Below are 14,610 nucleotides of genomic sequence, written 5' to 3' on the forward strand. Positions count from 1 at the left end.
ACCGGGGACTTCGCGCTCGCCGAGGACGTCGCCCAGGAGGCGCTGGCGGAAGCCCTCGTCGCCTGGTCGCGCGACGGCGAGCCGGCCAGCCCGGTGGGCTGGCTGCTGGCGACCGCCCGGCGGCGGGCCATCGACGCCTTCCGCCGCAAGGCGGCCCTCGACGAGCGGTACGCCGTGCTCGCCGGGCCGCTCGCCGACGGCGACCTCAGCTCGGGCGCGGCCGCCGCGCCCGAGCGGCCCGACGACCCGCCCTACGACCCCGACCGGGTCGACGACGACGTCCTCGCGCTGGTGTTCACCGCCTGCCACCCGGTGGTCCCGGCCGAGGCCCGGGTGGCCCTCACCCTGCGTGTCGTGGGCGGCCTGTCCAGTGAGGAGATCGCCCGCGCCTTCCTGGTGCCCACCCCGACCGTCCAGGCCCGGATCACCCGGGCGAAGAAGACCATCGCCGCCGCCCGCGTCCCGTTCGAACTGCCGCCGCCCGAGGACCGGCGCGCGCGACTCGGCGCCGTCCTGAGCGTCCTGTACGTGATCTTCACGGAGGGCTCGACGGCGACGACCGGCGACGACCTGCTGCGCCCCGACCTCGCCTACGAGGCCGTCCGGCTGGCCCGGACCCTGGCCGCCCTGCTGCCCGCCGAGCCGGAGGTGCACGGCCAGCTCGCGCTGTTCGAACTCACCGCCGCGCGCTTCCCCGCCCGCACCGGACCCGACGGTGAGCCGGTGCTCCTGGAGGACCAGGACCGCCGCCGGTGGGACCGCTCGGCGACCCGCCGCGGCCTGGCCGCGCTCGGCCGGGCCGCCACCCTCGGGCGAGGCCTCGGACCGTACGGACTGCAGGCCGCCATCGCCGCCTGCCACGCCACCGCACCCTCGGTGCGGGAGACCGACTGGGGACGCGTCGTGCTCCTCTACGAGGCGCTCGGCCGGGTGGCGCCGTCACCCGTCGTCGACCTCAACCGGGCCGTGGCCGTCGCCATGGCGGACGGGCCGGGGGAGGCGCTGACCGTGGTCGACGACCTGGCCGCCTCCGGCCGCCTCGCCGGGTCGCACCTGCTCCCGACCGTGCGCGGCGAACTGCTGACCCGCCTCGGCCGCACCGCCGAGGCCCGGGCCGAACTGGAACTCGCCGCCCGCCTGTGCCGCAACACCCGCGAACGGTCGGTGCTGCTGCGCAAGGCGGCCGCCCTGGAGTGAGGGCCGCGCGGTCGGTCCGGCCGGCCGGGTCAGTCCGGCTGCCCCGTGTGCCAGGACAACTCGATCTCCAGCTCCATCTTGCCGTCCCCCAGCTCGACCTCGATCTCGGTCTCCAGCTCGTCCGGGATCCGCAGGGTCAGCTTCCCGGGCCCGAGCTCCAGCTCGGCCTGGCCCCCGCGCCTGAGCGCCGCCGCCAGCGCTTCGAGCTGGTCGGCGGCCTCGGCGCGCGACAGCGTGCGCTTCTGCTCGAACTCGAGGTCCTTCACGGCTGCCTCCCGGGCCGACGCGAACAGCGGGCACGGCCCATTCTCACGCCGCTCCCCGCCGTCGGCCCGGTGACCGACCTGCGGGGCAGTACGGCTAGCGGTACCAGTCCCCGCGCTCGCGCAGGGCCCGCTCCAGGTACTGCCGCAGGTTCCCGGTCGCCATGAACCGGCTGTCCGTCTCGTGGTCCCAGACGAAGACCTCGTCCCGCGCGGGCGTGCGGACGAAGGCGAACTGGTCGGAGGCGTTGTCCCCGAAGAACATCAACGGCTCGAAGGGCATGTAGAGGCTCGCGAAGTCCGGGGCGTTGCGGAACTCGGCGTTGTCCCTCGCGATGCGCCGGGCGCTCCAGACCACGTCCAGACCTTCGTAGGACAGCCCGTCGCACTCGCGCAGCAGGGCCGCGAGGTCCGTCGGCAGGGGCTGGCCGAGGACCTCCGCGACCGCGTGCAGGGAGGCTTCGTCGGCCGGGGCACCGAGTTCGGCGATCGGTGCCACCTCAAGGATCAGTTCGCGCCACATGGGGTGAGTCTGCCAAACCCCGGCCCGAGCCCCAACCCGGACGGGGCCACCGGGTACGCCACGGCCCGCCCGTCACGCGTCCGGTGACGCCTGCTGACGGTCGTAGTGCTCCTGGGCGGTGAGGAGTTGCTCCCCGTGCCGGCCGAACCACTGGATGAGTTCGGTCAGCGGCCCGGCCCGGCCAGGCCGACGCCGAGTTCGGTGAGGCTGTAGGTGACCTGGGGCGGGTTGGTGGGTGCGACGTCGCGGGCGACGAGCCCGGACCGGGCGAGCGCCTTGAGGTTCTGCGACAGCATCTTCTGGCTGATGCCGCCGACGCGTTGGTGCAGCTGGGCGAAGCGGTGCGGGCCGGCGATGAGGGCCGAGATGATCAGTGTCGCCCAGCGGCTCGTCGTCTGGTCCATGATCGGCCTGAGCGCGCACTTGTTGTCGAAGGTGTCGTGGGCCAGGAGCCGGGCGGCCGTCGCGACCTGCGCTGTTTCCGTCATGACAGGAGCTTACAAAAAAGTAGGTACTTCCCGTCAGTAATGAGCTTACCTACGGTGATCTCCACGGAGCCAACGTTCGAGGAGCCACTGTGAGCAGCAACAATGCACGTACGGCGATCGTCACGGGCGCATCGAAGGGCCTGGGCGCGGGGATCGCCAAGGCGCTGGCCCGGACCGGCGCGGCCGTCGTGGTGAACTACCGGGACGATCGGGAGGGCGCCGAACGGGTCGTCGCGGGCATCACCGCCGACGGCGGCCGGGCCGTCGCGGTCCGGGCGGACGTCGGTCGCGGCGACGACGTGCGCCGACTGTTCGACCGGGCGCGCGAGGCGTACGGACCGGTCGACGTGCTCGTCAACAACGCGGCCGTCGTCGCCTTCGCGCCGCTGTCGGGCATCACCGAGGAGGAGTTCCAGCGGGAGATGACCACGAACCTGCTCGGCACGATCCTCACCACGCAGGCCCTGGCCGCGCAGGACGACATCGGCGCCGCGTCGATCATCAACGTCTCGACGGCGGGCACGCTCACCCACCCGCCGTACGCCTCGCTCTACGTCGCCTCCAAGAGCGCGGTCAACGCGTTCACCATCGTCGCCGCCAAGGAACTGGGCCCGCGCGGCATCCGGGTCAACGCGATCATGCCCGGCCCCTCGGACACCGAGGGCACCAGGGCCCTGGGGTTCCCCGGCTCGGCGCAGGAGGCGGAGGCGATCGCCGGCACCCCGCTGGGCCGAACGGGCACGCCGGACGACTACGGCCCGCTGGTGGCCTTCCTGGCCTCCGACGACGCGCGCTGGATCACCGGGGACGTCATCCTCGCGTCCGGCGGCATGCGCTGACGCCCCGCCCGCCCGGCCACGGGCTCGGCCCGTCCGGCCTGCGGGCCGGGCGGGCGGGTCCGGGAGCGGGTGGTGGAGGTGCGCAGGCGGCCCTCGGCGAAGGGGAGTTGACGGGAAGTCAACCGAACCCCCTGCCTGACACTACGGTGACCGTACTATGGTGTCGGCATGACGAAGAAACGCTCCATGCAGGAGCCCACCTTCCTCCTGCTGACCGCGCTCGCCGACCGGCCGCGGCACGGCTACGCCCTCGGTGACGAAGTCGCCGCGATCTCGGACGGCCGGGTGCGGCTCGGCGCCGGCAGCCTGTACGGCACCCTCGACCGGCTGCTCGCCGAGGGGCTGATCCGGATCGAGCGGGAGGAGACCGTCGACGGCCGCCCCCGGCGGGTCTTCGCCCTCACCCCGGCCGGCACGCAGGCGCTCACGGAGGAGAGCGAGCGGCTGCGCGCCACCCTGCGCGAGGCCGACCGGCGCCTCGCGACCAGCCGCAACCGACTCGCGGGAGGCCTGGCATGACCGCGGACCGGACCTCGCTGAACGCCCGCCTGCTGCGCCGGGCCCTCGCCCTCTACCCGGCCTCCTACGACGCCGCCGCGCTGGCCGAACTCGCCGACCACGCCGAACACCGCGTCCGCACCGCGACCCCGCTCGCCGGGTTACGCGAGGTCGCCGACGTGGCCGGGCACGGCGCCCGGGTCCGCTTCGGCCTGGTCTCCCACCGGCCGACGGGCCGGGCCCTGGCCACCGCGGCCCCGCTCGCCGCAGTGCTGGCCGGCACGTACGCGGCCGTGCACCTCTGGTGGGCCGTCATGATGGTCACCGACCCTTCCTTCCAGGTGTTCTGGGCCCCCGGGGCGCAGCGGTTCGGCCCCCTGGCCGCGGCGGCCGCGCTGCTCGCCCCGGCGGCACTGATGACGCTCGCGGTCCTGCTCGGCCGCTGGACGGCGGCGCGGACCCTGGCCGTGGTCACCGTCGTGACGGCGCCACTGATCCACCTCCTCGCCCGCCCCGACCTGCTCGGCACGGTGGCGGACGCCACCGTCTTCTACGGCATCGGCACCCGCGACTCGGCGGTCCTCGTGCTCAACGCCCTCGTCCTGCTGATCGCCCCGCCCGACCGCACGACGCGACCGGGCCCCGCCGTACCGTGGGTCCTCGCCGTCGCGATCACGGCTTCGGGCGTCGTCCTCGACCTGACCGACGGCTTCGGGAACGTGGTCCACCTCGACAGTTTCGTCCTCGTCGGGCCGGTGGCCACCGGCGCGGCCGTCGCCTGCACAGCCCGCACGATCCGGGCCTCGGCCCTGACCACGGCCGTCCTCGCCGTGCCGCCCCTGATCACCCCCGGGCTGCTGGGCTCCTCCACGGCCCTGCCCGTCGTCCTGCGGCTCGGGGTGCTGTACGGCGCCGGGTTCGCGGTCGCGTTCGTCGCGGTACGGCTGGCGGACAGGCTGCTGCGACGGGCCGACCCGCAGCGCCGCTGAGCCCTCCGGGCCGGGCCGGCGGCACCGTCCCCGCGTCCGGCCCGGCCGGACCGGGAGCCCGCGCCGGCTGCTCACCCACGGCCGGGCGGGGGAGGCCGGGAAGGTGGTGGAGGAGGCAGAGCGCGCCGTGGAGCACTCGACCGGGAAGCCGCTGAACCCCCGAAGGATCAACGCTAGTACTGGAAGAGTACTTCCGGATTGTTCGGCGAAGGGCCGTCCAGCAGCGGACTGCGGATCCCCTTCAGCGTCCGGTCGAAGAACGCTGTCACGTACTCGCGGGTGATCACCACCCCGCGTTCCGGGGAGAGGGGCGGCGTCGGAAACCCGGCCTGCTCCTGAAGCACGTCCCCGTCGTCGAAGCTGAAGTGGTCGGCGCCGGCGACCGTCAGCCACTTCTTGAAGCCACCGAGGGCGGCCCAGGCCTGCCCCCACGTGGTGTCGGTGCCGCCGACCGAGTGGCTGTCGGTCACGCCCAGCATGAGGAGCGGCCGGTTGATCTGGCCGGGCATCGGGGCCGGGTGGAAGGAGCCGTCCATGTTCACGCCGGCCCGTACTCGCGGGTCGGCGATCATCGTGGCGGCGGCCGCCGCTCCGCCGAGGGAGTGTCCGGCCATGCCGATCTCGTGCTTGTCGATGAGGTGAGCCAGGCGCCACGCGGTGTTGCCATGCGTCAACTGGTCGATCACGAAGGACACGTCCAGCGCGCGGCTGGCGGCTTCGGCGTCGAAGTCGATCGCTTCCGGGTGATCGCAGATCGCGCACGGCGGCGTCTGGCCGTTCTCCAGCGTTTCGCCGGTGTCCTCGTAGGTGTGGCCGACGAGCGCGACGACGTAGCCGTGACTGGCCAGGTCGGTCGCGAGCGCGGTGAGCATCATGCGCGGGTTCTCGGACGCGGGTGAGAGGACCACCAGCGGATACCTGCCGCGCTGCGGCCGCGCGCCGTCGAAGGCGTGGGTGGTGACGCCGGAAAGGGTCTGTGGGGTGACGCCGGAGCTCGCCGGCAGCTTCCGGTGCTCGATGATTCCGGCTGCCTCGCCGAGGGTCATGTAAGGGGCCGGAGTCCCGGTCCCGGGGACGGCCGGGTAGACCATCGTGACGGTCAGTTGGCGGGGGCCGGATGACGGCACCCACGGGTCGGGACGGCTCGCGTCGGTGAGGTGGATGACGTCCTCGCCGGCGGCGTAGGGGCCGGTCGGCGCGGGGAGCGTGCCTTGGAAGGACCGGGTGGGCGCGGTGGCCGCGGCCGTGGCCGGTGCGGTGTCGAACGCGTGCGTGGCCACCGGTGTGGCCGACGGTGTGGTCGTGGCGGCGAACCCGGCGCCGGTTCCGGTGACGAGGGCGGCGAGCGCCAGCACCGCGACAGCGCTGATACGGCGATTGCGTTTCATGGGATCGACGCTAGGTTCCGCAGCTCCGCATCGAATCGGCTCACGGATGTAAACGTTCCGGTGTCGTTCGTACCCCCCGCGAGGTACCGGAGTAATCCGCCGGGAGTATGTCGTGCGGCGCCGGGTTCCCTTCGCCGGCATCGTCGAGCGCCACCTTCGTCTTGGCCTACGACGAACACGACGCCAAGCCCTACCGCTGGACCTACGACGGCAGCCCACTCAGAGCCGCATGAACCCCCGAAGGATCAACGCGCGCTGCACCAAGCGGTCTCGGTGATGTGGGCTGCGGTTCGGGTATGAGGCAGGGCAGGGAGGGGCTGCCCATGCCGAAGATCTTGCGTGTGGAGTTGACGTCTGATCAGGGACGCGAGGTGCGTGAGCGTCTGCGGGCACGTGATCTCGCGCCGGGTGCCAGACTGCGTCTGGAGTGCACACGGCTGATGGGGCGGGGCCTGACCGTAAGGGACCTGTACTTCCTCGACGAGAGCGGGTTCGCTCCGACCATGCCCACCGGATACACCTGGTCACGGGCAGGGCAGCGGGCCGTCGTGCCGCGCGAGGACAAGAAGGACCGCGCGTGAACGTCCTCGGGCGCTGTGCGTGGGAGCGCACTCCGATCTGGTCTGGGAGAGGGCCTGCGGCAAGATCGACGCGGTCATGCTGCTGGAGTTGGTGTGCACGAGCCTGGCCCGCCTGCCCGGCGGGGCAGCCGCACTGGACGGGCCTCCCACGGGCTTCACACGGGTACGGCCGTGCACGGTCGTCCTGGACAACGCCTCCGCACACGTGGCCCGGGTCTTCAAAGGGCGCCGCGAGGAACTGGCCGCCATCGGCGTCGAACTCTTCTACCTCCCGCCTCGCAGCCCCGAGCTGAACGACATCGAGCGGGTGTGGCGCTCGGCGAAGTACGAGGACTACCCCGAGCGTGTCCACACCACCGCTGGAGCGGTCGGCACCGCAGTCGACCGAGCCCTGAACCGTCAACGGACACGCATCGAAGGATCAGCAGCCAACTTCACCAAAGCCGCGTTAGTCGTGCTTGGGCCAGATCGGGCCCTGGTCGGTCCAGATGACGCCCTTGTTGCGGCACAGGCAGAAGGGGTGGCCGATCGGGTCGGTGTAGACCTGCCAGCCGTAGCCGTTGGGGCCGATGAAGTCCTGCCTGAGCGTCGCGCCGAGGTCGAGGACGCGGTGCTGCTCGGACTCGATCTCGTCCACTTCGAAGTCGAGGTGGAACTGCTTGGGGTGCTCGCTGTCGGGCCATTGCGGAGCCCGGTAGTCGTCCACCCGGATGAATGCCAGCTCGATCTCGCCGAACTGGATGCCAGCCCAGTCCTCGGAGCTGCCTTCCTTGATCGGACGGCCCGTCACCTCGGAGTAGAAAGCCGCCAGCTTCATCGTGTCCGGGCAGTCGATAATGAAATCGGTGAGTCGCAGCATCCCGTGATCTTTCCACAAGCTCACACCCGACTTCGAGACAGGCCCTGAGCAGCTCCGCTGAGGTGCGGGAACAGAGCGTTCCTGGGGGCTTCGCCCCCAGACCCCGTTCACCAGGGGCGGCCAGGTTTGTACCGCAGATGCGGATCAGCAGCGGACTTCGGCGGAGCCGCTCAGACCCGGCCGCCGAAGAAGACCTGCACCTCGCGGATCAGGCCGTCCCGTACCGTGACCGCCTCGACGTTGCGGTACCGGCCACCGGCGGTGAGTTCGTACTCGTAGTGGACGAAGACGAGTTCACCGCCTTCACCGCGTGCACCGTCTCCGTCGCCGGCGGGCGTGACGTGCAGCAGCCGCTGCTCCCGGAAGCGGTCGGCGGTGGGGAAGCAGCGCCGGAAGAACGCGGCCCTGTCGATGTGGTCGTCCTGCGGGCTGGTGAACGTGAAGTCGTCGGCGTACAGGGGCAGGGCGGCGTCGACGTCCTGCGACCGGTAGCAGCGGAACGCCTCCTCGACGACGCTCGCGGGGCTGCCGTGCATGCGGATCTCCCTGGGTTCGGCCGGAACAGGAGGGGACGGGCGGGTACCCGGACGGACGGACGCGGCGTGCCGCTGCCGCGTCAGGCGTGCGCGGCGGCCCGGTCGGACTCGCTGCGCAGGACGCAGAACTCGTTGCCCTCGGGGTCGGCGAGGACCGCCCAGCCCGTACCGTCGGGGTTGCGGTGATCGCCGACGAGGGTGGCCCCGAGGCCCAGCAGGCGCTCCACCTCGTGGTCGCGGGAGGTGTCGGGGCGCAGGCACAGGTGGACCCGGTTCTTGATCGTCTTGGGCTCGGGCACCTGGTGGAAGTACAGCACCGGGCCTTCCGCCAGCAGGACCTGGGTCTCCTCCGAGCCCGGTCCGTCCTCCGGATCCACCGGGCGGCCGGTCACCCTGCTCCAGAACCGGGCCAACTCGTAGGCATTTGTGCAGTCGATCGCCACGTTCTGCAATACCGAGACCATGCGCGCGAGTCTTCCCGATCTTCGCGCCGAACGCCACCGGGTTGCGGACGTGGGCGTTCGCACGCTCGGACGTTCCTGCGCCCGGGTCCCTCCCGCACCCGGGTGCGGGGAAGGCTCAGGGGCGGGGTGTCCAGCCGGGTGGGACGAGGCCGCTGTCGGCGAGGATCCGCTCGACGCTCGCGTCCAGGCTGCTGTCCGGGCCGATGACGTGTTCCAGGCCATCGGGAAGGAGGTCGTGCGGCCGGTACCAGCCGGCCATGTCCTGCGCGGAGACCTCGGCGGCCCACGGGCGGGTGGCGTGCCGGCGCACCGTCTCGTCGAAGTCGACGTCGAGGTAGTACAGATGACTGCGCCCCCGGTGGTCGGCGACGAGCCGGGTCAGCATCGGCCCGTAGTGCCCGGTGTGGAGGATTCCCTCGACCACGACGTGGAAGCCGTGGTCCAGGGCGTGCCGTGCCACCACGTCGATCAGCCCGACGTTGGCGCCGCCGGGCACGTCCCGTTCGCGCAACACGGTGCGGCGCAACACGTCCTGGGCGACGACGGCGATGCCCCGCCCGTAGGCGGCGCGCAGTCGTGCGGCGATGCTCGACTTCCCGGCGCCGCTCGGGCCCCGCACCACGATCAACACGGTCTCCGCACTTCCCGTCATGCCGGGACCGTGCCCCCGCCGCGCCCCCGCCACACCGGCACGGCGGCGGTGACGGTCGCGGCGGTGACGGCGACCACGGTCCGCCACCATCGGGCCTACGGCCTGAGCTGGACCGCCAGCGCCATCGTGTAGCCGACCAGCAGGCCGAACAGGCAGACCGCCGTCACGTACCGCGGCGTGAACGGCAGTCCGGCCAGGGACGGGTAGAGCAGAACGGCCGCGCCCGCCGCGAGGTCGGCCACGTACAGTCCGCCCGGCGGGGTGATGCCGGTGCTGTGGGCGGCCCAGCCGGTGGCGATCAGGAAGCCGGTGAGCAGGGTGAATCCGGAGAGCAGCCCGGAGCCGATGCTGGCGAGCGTGGCGTGCGGTTCGGGCGGCGGCTGACCCTCGGGCGGGCGCGGGCGGAGCCGGTGCGCCACGGCGAGGGAAGCGGCGGCGAGGGTCGCGGCGGCGACGGCGGCGATCAGCGGTCCGGGGTTCAACGGCGGCTCCTGACGGGCGCACGGTGGTGGCCGACGACGGCGGCGAGCGCGGCCGGCAGCAGAACGGTGAGGACGACGACGGTGGCCCAGACGGCCGGCGCCACGGCCGGCACCACGGGCCCGGCCGGCCCGACGGGCGGCGGCGCGGCGACCGCGGAGGTGGTGGCGGTCGCGTCGGCGACCGGGAGGGGCACGGGCGGCGGCGCGGCGGGCGTTCGGGGGGCGGCGGATGGGGAGGTGACGGCGCCGGGCGCGGGGCGGGTGACGGTGGGTGCCGTGCCGGGCGTCGTGGTGGGCAAGGCCCGCGGCGTCGTCGGCGCCGGGTGCGACGGCGCCGGTGCGGGCGGCGTGGGCGCAGGCGTCGGCGAAGGCGTCGGCGGGTCCGTCGCCGGGGGCGCGGGGGTGGGGCAGTCGGTCGGCAGCGGCGGCCAGGGCGGCCAGGTCGGCCAGGTCGGCAAGTGCGGCGGATGGACGTGCGGAGGCCGGGGCGGTACGGGGAGTGGGACCACCGGAATCGGGACCAGCGGGAACGGTGTCTGCGGGTGCGGCGGGTGCGGCGGGTGCGGACTCACGGCATGGTCCATCCCCCGATGATCCGGCCGCCGGTGCGGTCGTCACCGCGCGGTGAGCCTCAAACCCCCGTCCCCGGTGAAGAGTTGCCCCCGACGATGGAACGCACACGTCCCACCGGACCGTGCGTTCGACCCGGCCGCACGCCTGCGTCCGTCCGCGCCGACCGTCAAGTCCTCACCGATGGAGGGAGGTTCGGCACCACTCCTCGGCGAGCGGTTGGCACAGCGTGGACGGCGACAGCGCCCCGTACACCACCAGCTCGTCGCTGCCGCCGGCGGCGAAGTCGAGGGTCAGTGTCGCCCCTGGGTCGAGCATGTCGGTCAGTCGCCAACGGCCCTCGCCCGTGGACCAGTCGTACCCCGCCCCGGCCCCGGCCGTGGAGCGGAACCCGCCGTCGGCCCGCAGGACGAGGGTCTCCCCGGCCGGGCCGTTCCAGGTGCCGACGACGGCCGGGTCGGCCGGCCCGTCGGACGTCCACGGCTGCTCGGCCGCGTAGCCGGTGACACCCCACACCGACCCCACAGCGGCCAGGCACACCCCGGCCGACGCGGCGCACCCCCGCAGCCACCGGGCCCGGCCGGCGGTCCGTACGACGAACAGGACGGCGACGGCCAGTACTTGCAGCGGCCACAGCAGCGCCAGCACCATCCCGAGGTCGCACCAGGCCAGCCAGGCCGTCCCCGACCGCTCGCCGACGTCGCGGCGCACCTGCGCGCCGCACAGGCCGACGATCCCCGCCCCGGCCGCCCAGACCGCCGTGACCTGCAGGTACCGCCCGAAGCCGTCGGTGTCGGTCGGGTCCGGTCCGTTCCACGACAACAGCGCCCACAACAGGGCCCCCAGCACGATCACGGCGACCCCGACAGCGGCGAACGCCGTCAAGAGGAAGCGCAGTGAGGCCAGCGCCGCCGTCTCGTCCGTCCCGTCCGTCCCGTCCGTCCCGTCCGTCTCGTCCGTTCTCGCCCCGGCCCCGCTGTCCATGCGCCCCCCGCCATCGCGATGATCGGCCAGACGATATCCACCCGCCACCCGTCATGGAGCGGATCGTCATGTTCCGGTACAGAACTGCGACAAGCCGGAGGGGCGTCGTTCCCGCCCGCCCCGAACGTCTCGCGCAGTCATGGACGGGCGCCGAACCACGGGGCCGCGTCGTGCTCCGCGCTCGCTGACGATGCCCACACTGCTTCAAGGGCGACGCCCCTTCGGAGGAGGACGGCCGGATGATGGCCGTGACGTCCCGGTTCCTGCGAGGCATCCCCGTTGACCAGCACACCGCCACCTTCGACGCCTTCCGCGCGCACATGCTCAAGGCCGGGTTCGAGGTCACCAGCAGCAGCTCCGACGCCGTCTTCTTCAAGAACCCGAAGGACGGTTTCACCGCCTCCATCGACGACGGTGGTGACTGGACCACCACATTGACCATCGGATTCGTCTCCCCCTGTGTGTGGCCCAACGGCACCAAACCACCCGCGGGTTGAGCCGAGAGGGCTCGTCGCGCGTGCCGCGTGAGGCGGGCGGAGGGGAGCGGAGGGGAAGGGATGGCGAACGGAGGGGCAGCGGGCGGCATGTGAGCGGCGAATCGGGATAGACGAGCGGGCGGAAACCGTCCGCTCGCTCGGAAGGAACCTCTCGTGTCCGACACAACCCGTCTGCCCGGAGCGTTCGAGCACCACTGGTCCTGGCAGGTGGAGGGGGCCTGCCGCACCGTCGACAGCAGTGTCTTCTTCCACCCGACCAACGAGCGCGGGGCCGCCGCGAAGCACCGTGAGCAGATGGCGAAGTCGGTGTGCGCCCGCTGCCCGGTCCTGGCGCAGTGCCGGCAGTACGCGATCGACGTCCGCGAGCCCTACGGGGTGTGGGGCGGTCTGACGGAGGACGAGCGCCGGGTGCTGCTCGCGCGCCGGCGGCGGCGCCACTCCCGCACGTTCGCCTGACGGCGGGACCGCGAGGGTGGGGCCCGTCGGCGTCAGTCGGTGTAGCGGGCCGTGCGGTAGCCGCCGCGGGCGGTGCGGTCCACCTCCTCGGCGCCCCAGGTGTGGGGGACGACCAGCCGCCAGCGGGTCCGCAGCGCCGCGTGTTCCTGGCGGTTCCGGGTCACGTACCACTGACCCATGCGGCACCACGCCAGCGGCTCGTCGGTCTCCGTGGCGACGGCCCGCACCAGCAGGGCCGCCTGCCGGGCGACCTGGCCCTCCAGCGCGGCCTGCTCCTCGGCGGCGTCCTGCGCCTCCAGGTACTGGTTCATCCGGTAGGTGGCCTGGTCGCCGTGCTGGAACATGGCGTGATCGGAGTCGGCCGCCATGTGCAGCCTGCCGTTCTGCAGGACTGTCGCGCCGCTGCGCACCACCTCCTCGCGGGAGTTCCCGGCGATCCCGGCGTTGAGGCGGTCGAGCAGCTTGGCCTTCTCGGGGGTGGCTTCGGCGATCTGGCCGCCGTTGGTGCCGCCCTGCGCGGAGTACACCTCGTGCAGGTCGTAGTCGCCGGTGTAGAGGTACTGCTTCCACTTCGGGTAGGCCTTCAGCCGGGCCATCGCCGGGCCGCCGTCGCCGACGCCCACGGTGAGCGGCACGTACTGTTCGCGGTGGTCGCCGGTCTCGACGATCCCCTCGGCCAGGAGCTCCGGCGGCGGGTTGTCGATCCGGACACCGATCAGGCCCTGCGCGTCCCAGTGGCCGACGAAGCCGTCGAGGTCCTGTGCCTGCAGCCAGCGCAGGACGGCCTCGGGGTCGCCCGCTGCCTGCCCGGGTCCGGTGCCGTACTTCTTGCGGACCGAGGAGGGCTTGACGGACTTTTCCAGGATGGTGTGCGGCTTGGCCTTGGCGCCTTCCGCGATGCGCCGGATCGAGTGCTCCCCGGTCTCGCGGACGGCGATGGTGTACTTGTGTTTCCGGCACACCGCCGAGATCGCCGCCCAGTGGCCCTCCCAGACGACGCTCCGCAGGGCGGCGGCCCGGGCGCCGGGCCTGACGGTCTCCCCGTCGAAGGTGGCGGCCTCGCAGACCTGCAGCACGTTGGTCGCGTCCACCTGCTGCCGGACCCTGCGTTTCCCGGGCCCCTCACCCGTGACGCGCTGCAGGGCCGGCACCGCCCGGCCGTCGTCCCGTTCGGCGCCGCCCCGCTGCTCGGCGAGTTCCCGCGCCGTCGCCGCGTTGCCGGCGCGCTGCAGGGCTGCCACCGCCTGCGGCGTGCCGGGCCCGGCGGCGGGCCGTCGCGCCGGGCCCGTGGTGCGGTGCGGACGCCCGGCCTTTTCCGGCTGTTGCCTCGCCTGCATGCTGAAACCCCCTCGGTCCCCTTCGTGTCCCTTTATAACGGGGTAACTGCCGTACGTGGAGGGCAGTTCCGGACGTGCCGACGGCGCCCGACGTGTCCGGGCGCGGCCCCGGGCGGCCCGCCCCGCCGGTGAGCTGGGGAAACCGCCCACGCCACCACTGAACCGGACGGGCGCGAATTCCGGGTGTCGGTCCGAGTGGTCCTGGTGGTGTGGGCGCCGGGGCCGTCCGGTGCTGCCCGCTGTCCTCCGCCGGGCTGCCCGCGCGGACGGGCGGGTGGACGGGCGGGTGGACAGTTGGGCGGTGGCACGGTGAACAGAAGCGAGCACGTTTCGCGTTCAACTACACGACAGTGTCGAGGGACGGCAGGCGAGCGGCCCGCCTCCGGGGCCGGGCAGATGGGTGAGGTGGACTCCGATGGTGACCACGGCGGTGGACGGCGACGGCGAGAGACTGGCAGCCACGGCGGACGGTGGGGGAGGGCCCGGCCAGGACGACGAGGCGGCGGCACGTCGGCTGATCGCGGCCTGGCTGGCGGGGGACGCCGAACCGGCGGCCGACCCCGCCACGGGCCCGTCCGGCACCCCGGCGCAGCCCGCACGGGCGCTCCCGCCCGGCTGGACCGTACCCCGGGCCGGGGCCCGCGAGGTCGTCACCACGGCCCGGCGGCTGGCCCTGCACGGGGTGTCGGGGCGGGCCCGGCCGGTGCCGGGCACCGACGAGCTGGTGCTGGCCCGTGTCCTGGTGGTCGACGAGCACCCCTCGGCCCCGACCTGGACCGAGCGCGAGCGCGTCGAGCTGGCCGGATGGGTAGCCGTCCTGGTGCGACGCTTCGGTGAGGACGGCGTCCAGCGGCTCACCGCCGCTCTCACGGGCCGCCCCTGAGGATCCGTCCGGCGCAGTGCGCGCGGACGCCGACGGACCCTGCCGGCTCCCGTCGGCTGGCGCGGGCTCCCCCCACCCCCCACGGGGGCCGCGCGCTCCGACGCGGCTAGGGCCCGGCCCCGCC

Annotated in this window: 20 protein-coding genes and 1 pseudogene; 9 read left to right on the forward strand and 12 right to left on the reverse strand. The window is 73.2% G+C overall.

Annotated features, from left to right (window positions below):
• The coding region (locus tag ACFV04_RS40320; protein ID WP_380536046.1) for an RNA polymerase sigma factor at window positions 1-1,197 on the forward strand (1,197 nt) is incomplete at its 5' end.
• 29 nt (window positions 1,198-1,226) lie between these two features.
• On the opposite strand, the gene ACFV04_RS40325 is transcribed toward ACFV04_RS40320, so the two are convergent.
• From ACFV04_RS40325 to ACFV04_RS40335, 3 genes are all read right to left on the reverse strand, one after another.
• Window positions 1,227-1,463 carry an amphi-Trp domain-containing protein gene (locus tag ACFV04_RS40325; protein WP_359965983.1) on the reverse strand — a complete coding sequence of 79 codons (237 nt, stop codon included), beginning with the start codon at window positions 1,461-1,463 and terminating at the stop codon, window positions 1,227-1,229.
• Between the two features lie 94 nt (window positions 1,464-1,557).
• The gene (locus tag ACFV04_RS40330; protein WP_380536049.1) at window positions 1,558-1,983 is read right to left on the reverse strand and encodes an SMI1/KNR4 family protein; all 426 of its coding nucleotides are present in this window, start codon (window positions 1,981-1,983) and stop codon (window positions 1,558-1,560) included.
• A 164-nt stretch (window positions 1,984-2,147) separates the two neighbouring features.
• A complete protein-coding gene (locus tag ACFV04_RS40335; RefSeq protein ID WP_380536051.1) occupies window positions 2,148-2,471 on the reverse strand; it encodes a winged helix-turn-helix transcriptional regulator in 324 nt (107 codons plus the stop codon).
• 89 nt (window positions 2,472-2,560) lie between these two features.
• Between ACFV04_RS40335 and ACFV04_RS40340 the strand changes: the two genes are divergently transcribed.
• From ACFV04_RS40340 to ACFV04_RS40350, 3 genes are all read left to right on the forward strand, one after another.
• A complete protein-coding gene (locus tag ACFV04_RS40340) occupies window positions 2,561-3,310 on the forward strand; it encodes an SDR family NAD(P)-dependent oxidoreductase (protein ID WP_380536053.1) in 750 nt (249 codons plus the stop codon).
• A 168-nt stretch (window positions 3,311-3,478) separates the two neighbouring features.
• On the forward strand, window positions 3,479-3,829 hold the full coding sequence (locus ACFV04_RS40345; RefSeq protein WP_380334473.1) for a PadR family transcriptional regulator: 351 nt from the start codon (window positions 3,479-3,481) through the stop codon (window positions 3,827-3,829).
• Window positions 3,826-4,797, forward strand: coding sequence for a hypothetical protein (locus ACFV04_RS40350; RefSeq protein WP_380536055.1), 972 nt, complete (start codon window positions 3,826-3,828; stop codon window positions 4,795-4,797). The genes ACFV04_RS40345 and ACFV04_RS40350 overlap by 4 nt, the downstream gene beginning before the upstream one ends.
• A 173-nt stretch (window positions 4,798-4,970) precedes the next feature.
• On the opposite strand, the gene ACFV04_RS40355 is transcribed toward ACFV04_RS40350, so the two are convergent.
• Window positions 4,971-6,185: an alpha/beta hydrolase family protein gene (locus ACFV04_RS40355; protein WP_380536057.1), complete on the reverse strand. Its 1,215-nt coding sequence runs from the start codon at window positions 6,183-6,185 to the stop codon at window positions 4,971-4,973.
• 323 nt (window positions 6,186-6,508) lie between these two features.
• Here ACFV04_RS40355 and ACFV04_RS40360 point away from each other — a divergent pair, with 323 nt between their 5' ends.
• Entirely contained in the window at window positions 6,509-6,766 is a 258-nt protein-coding gene (locus tag ACFV04_RS40360; protein ID WP_380536059.1) for a hypothetical protein, read from the forward strand.
• A 76-nt stretch (window positions 6,767-6,842) separates the two neighbouring features.
• Window positions 6,843-7,085 (forward strand): annotated as a pseudogene (locus ACFV04_RS40365) (transposase); the annotation flags it as partial.
• 129 nt (window positions 7,086-7,214) lie between these two features.
• Here ACFV04_RS40365 and ACFV04_RS40370 read toward each other — a convergent pair.
• The 7 genes from ACFV04_RS40370 to ACFV04_RS40400 all read right to left on the reverse strand — a co-directional run bounded on the left by ACFV04_RS40370 (window position 7,215) and on the right by ACFV04_RS40400 (window position 11,313).
• Window positions 7,215-7,625: a VOC family protein gene (locus ACFV04_RS40370; RefSeq protein ID WP_380335361.1), complete on the reverse strand. Its 411-nt coding sequence runs from the start codon at window positions 7,623-7,625 to the stop codon at window positions 7,215-7,217.
• A gap of 170 nt (window positions 7,626-7,795) precedes the next feature.
• Window positions 7,796-8,161, reverse strand: coding sequence for a nuclear transport factor 2 family protein (locus tag ACFV04_RS40375; RefSeq protein ID WP_380334482.1), 366 nt, complete (start codon window positions 8,159-8,161; stop codon window positions 7,796-7,798).
• 80 nt (window positions 8,162-8,241) lie between these two features.
• Window positions 8,242-8,625, reverse strand: coding sequence for a VOC family protein (locus ACFV04_RS40380; protein WP_380334485.1), 384 nt, complete (start codon window positions 8,623-8,625; stop codon window positions 8,242-8,244).
• 115 nt (window positions 8,626-8,740) lie between these two features.
• Complete coding sequence (locus ACFV04_RS40385) at window positions 8,741-9,277, reverse strand: AAA family ATPase (RefSeq protein ID WP_380536061.1); 537 nt, start codon at window positions 9,275-9,277, stop codon at window positions 8,741-8,743.
• A 95-nt stretch (window positions 9,278-9,372) separates the two neighbouring features.
• Complete coding sequence (locus ACFV04_RS40390; protein WP_380334490.1) at window positions 9,373-9,759, reverse strand: hypothetical protein; 387 nt, start codon at window positions 9,757-9,759, stop codon at window positions 9,373-9,375.
• Complete coding sequence (locus ACFV04_RS40395) at window positions 9,756-10,058, reverse strand: hypothetical protein (RefSeq protein ID WP_380536063.1); 303 nt, start codon at window positions 10,056-10,058, stop codon at window positions 9,756-9,758. The genes ACFV04_RS40390 and ACFV04_RS40395 overlap by 4 nt, the downstream gene beginning before the upstream one ends.
• 448 nt (window positions 10,059-10,506) lie before the next feature.
• Window positions 10,507-11,313, reverse strand: coding sequence for a hypothetical protein (locus tag ACFV04_RS40400; protein ID WP_380536065.1), 807 nt, complete (start codon window positions 11,311-11,313; stop codon window positions 10,507-10,509).
• Between the two features lie 239 nt (window positions 11,314-11,552).
• Between ACFV04_RS40400 and ACFV04_RS40405 the strand changes: the two genes are divergently transcribed.
• Both ACFV04_RS40405 and ACFV04_RS40410 read left to right on the forward strand, forming a co-directional pair.
• Window positions 11,553-11,810: a hypothetical protein gene (locus ACFV04_RS40405; protein ID WP_380536067.1), complete on the forward strand. Its 258-nt coding sequence runs from the start codon at window positions 11,553-11,555 to the stop codon at window positions 11,808-11,810.
• Window positions 11,811-11,963: 153 nt separating this feature from the next.
• Window positions 11,964-12,266, forward strand: coding sequence for a WhiB family transcriptional regulator (locus ACFV04_RS40410; RefSeq protein WP_380334498.1), 303 nt, complete (start codon window positions 11,964-11,966; stop codon window positions 12,264-12,266).
• A gap of 32 nt (window positions 12,267-12,298) precedes the next feature.
• Here the strand turns inward: ACFV04_RS40410 and ACFV04_RS40415 are convergent, their stop codons facing one another.
• A complete protein-coding gene (locus tag ACFV04_RS40415) occupies window positions 12,299-13,507 on the reverse strand; it encodes a hypothetical protein (RefSeq protein ID WP_380536069.1) in 1,209 nt (402 codons plus the stop codon).
• A 511-nt stretch (window positions 13,508-14,018) separates the two neighbouring features.
• Between ACFV04_RS40415 and ACFV04_RS40420 the strand changes: the two genes are divergently transcribed.
• Window positions 14,019-14,486 carry a hypothetical protein gene (locus ACFV04_RS40420; RefSeq protein ID WP_380334502.1) on the forward strand — a complete coding sequence of 156 codons (468 nt, stop codon included), beginning with the start codon at window positions 14,019-14,021 and terminating at the stop codon, window positions 14,484-14,486.
• Window positions 14,487-14,610 lie beyond the last annotated feature (124 nt).

The organism is Kitasatospora sp. NPDC059599 (assembly GCF_042735125.1).
GTDB lineage: Bacteria > Actinomycetota > Actinomycetes > Streptomycetales > Streptomycetaceae > Kitasatospora.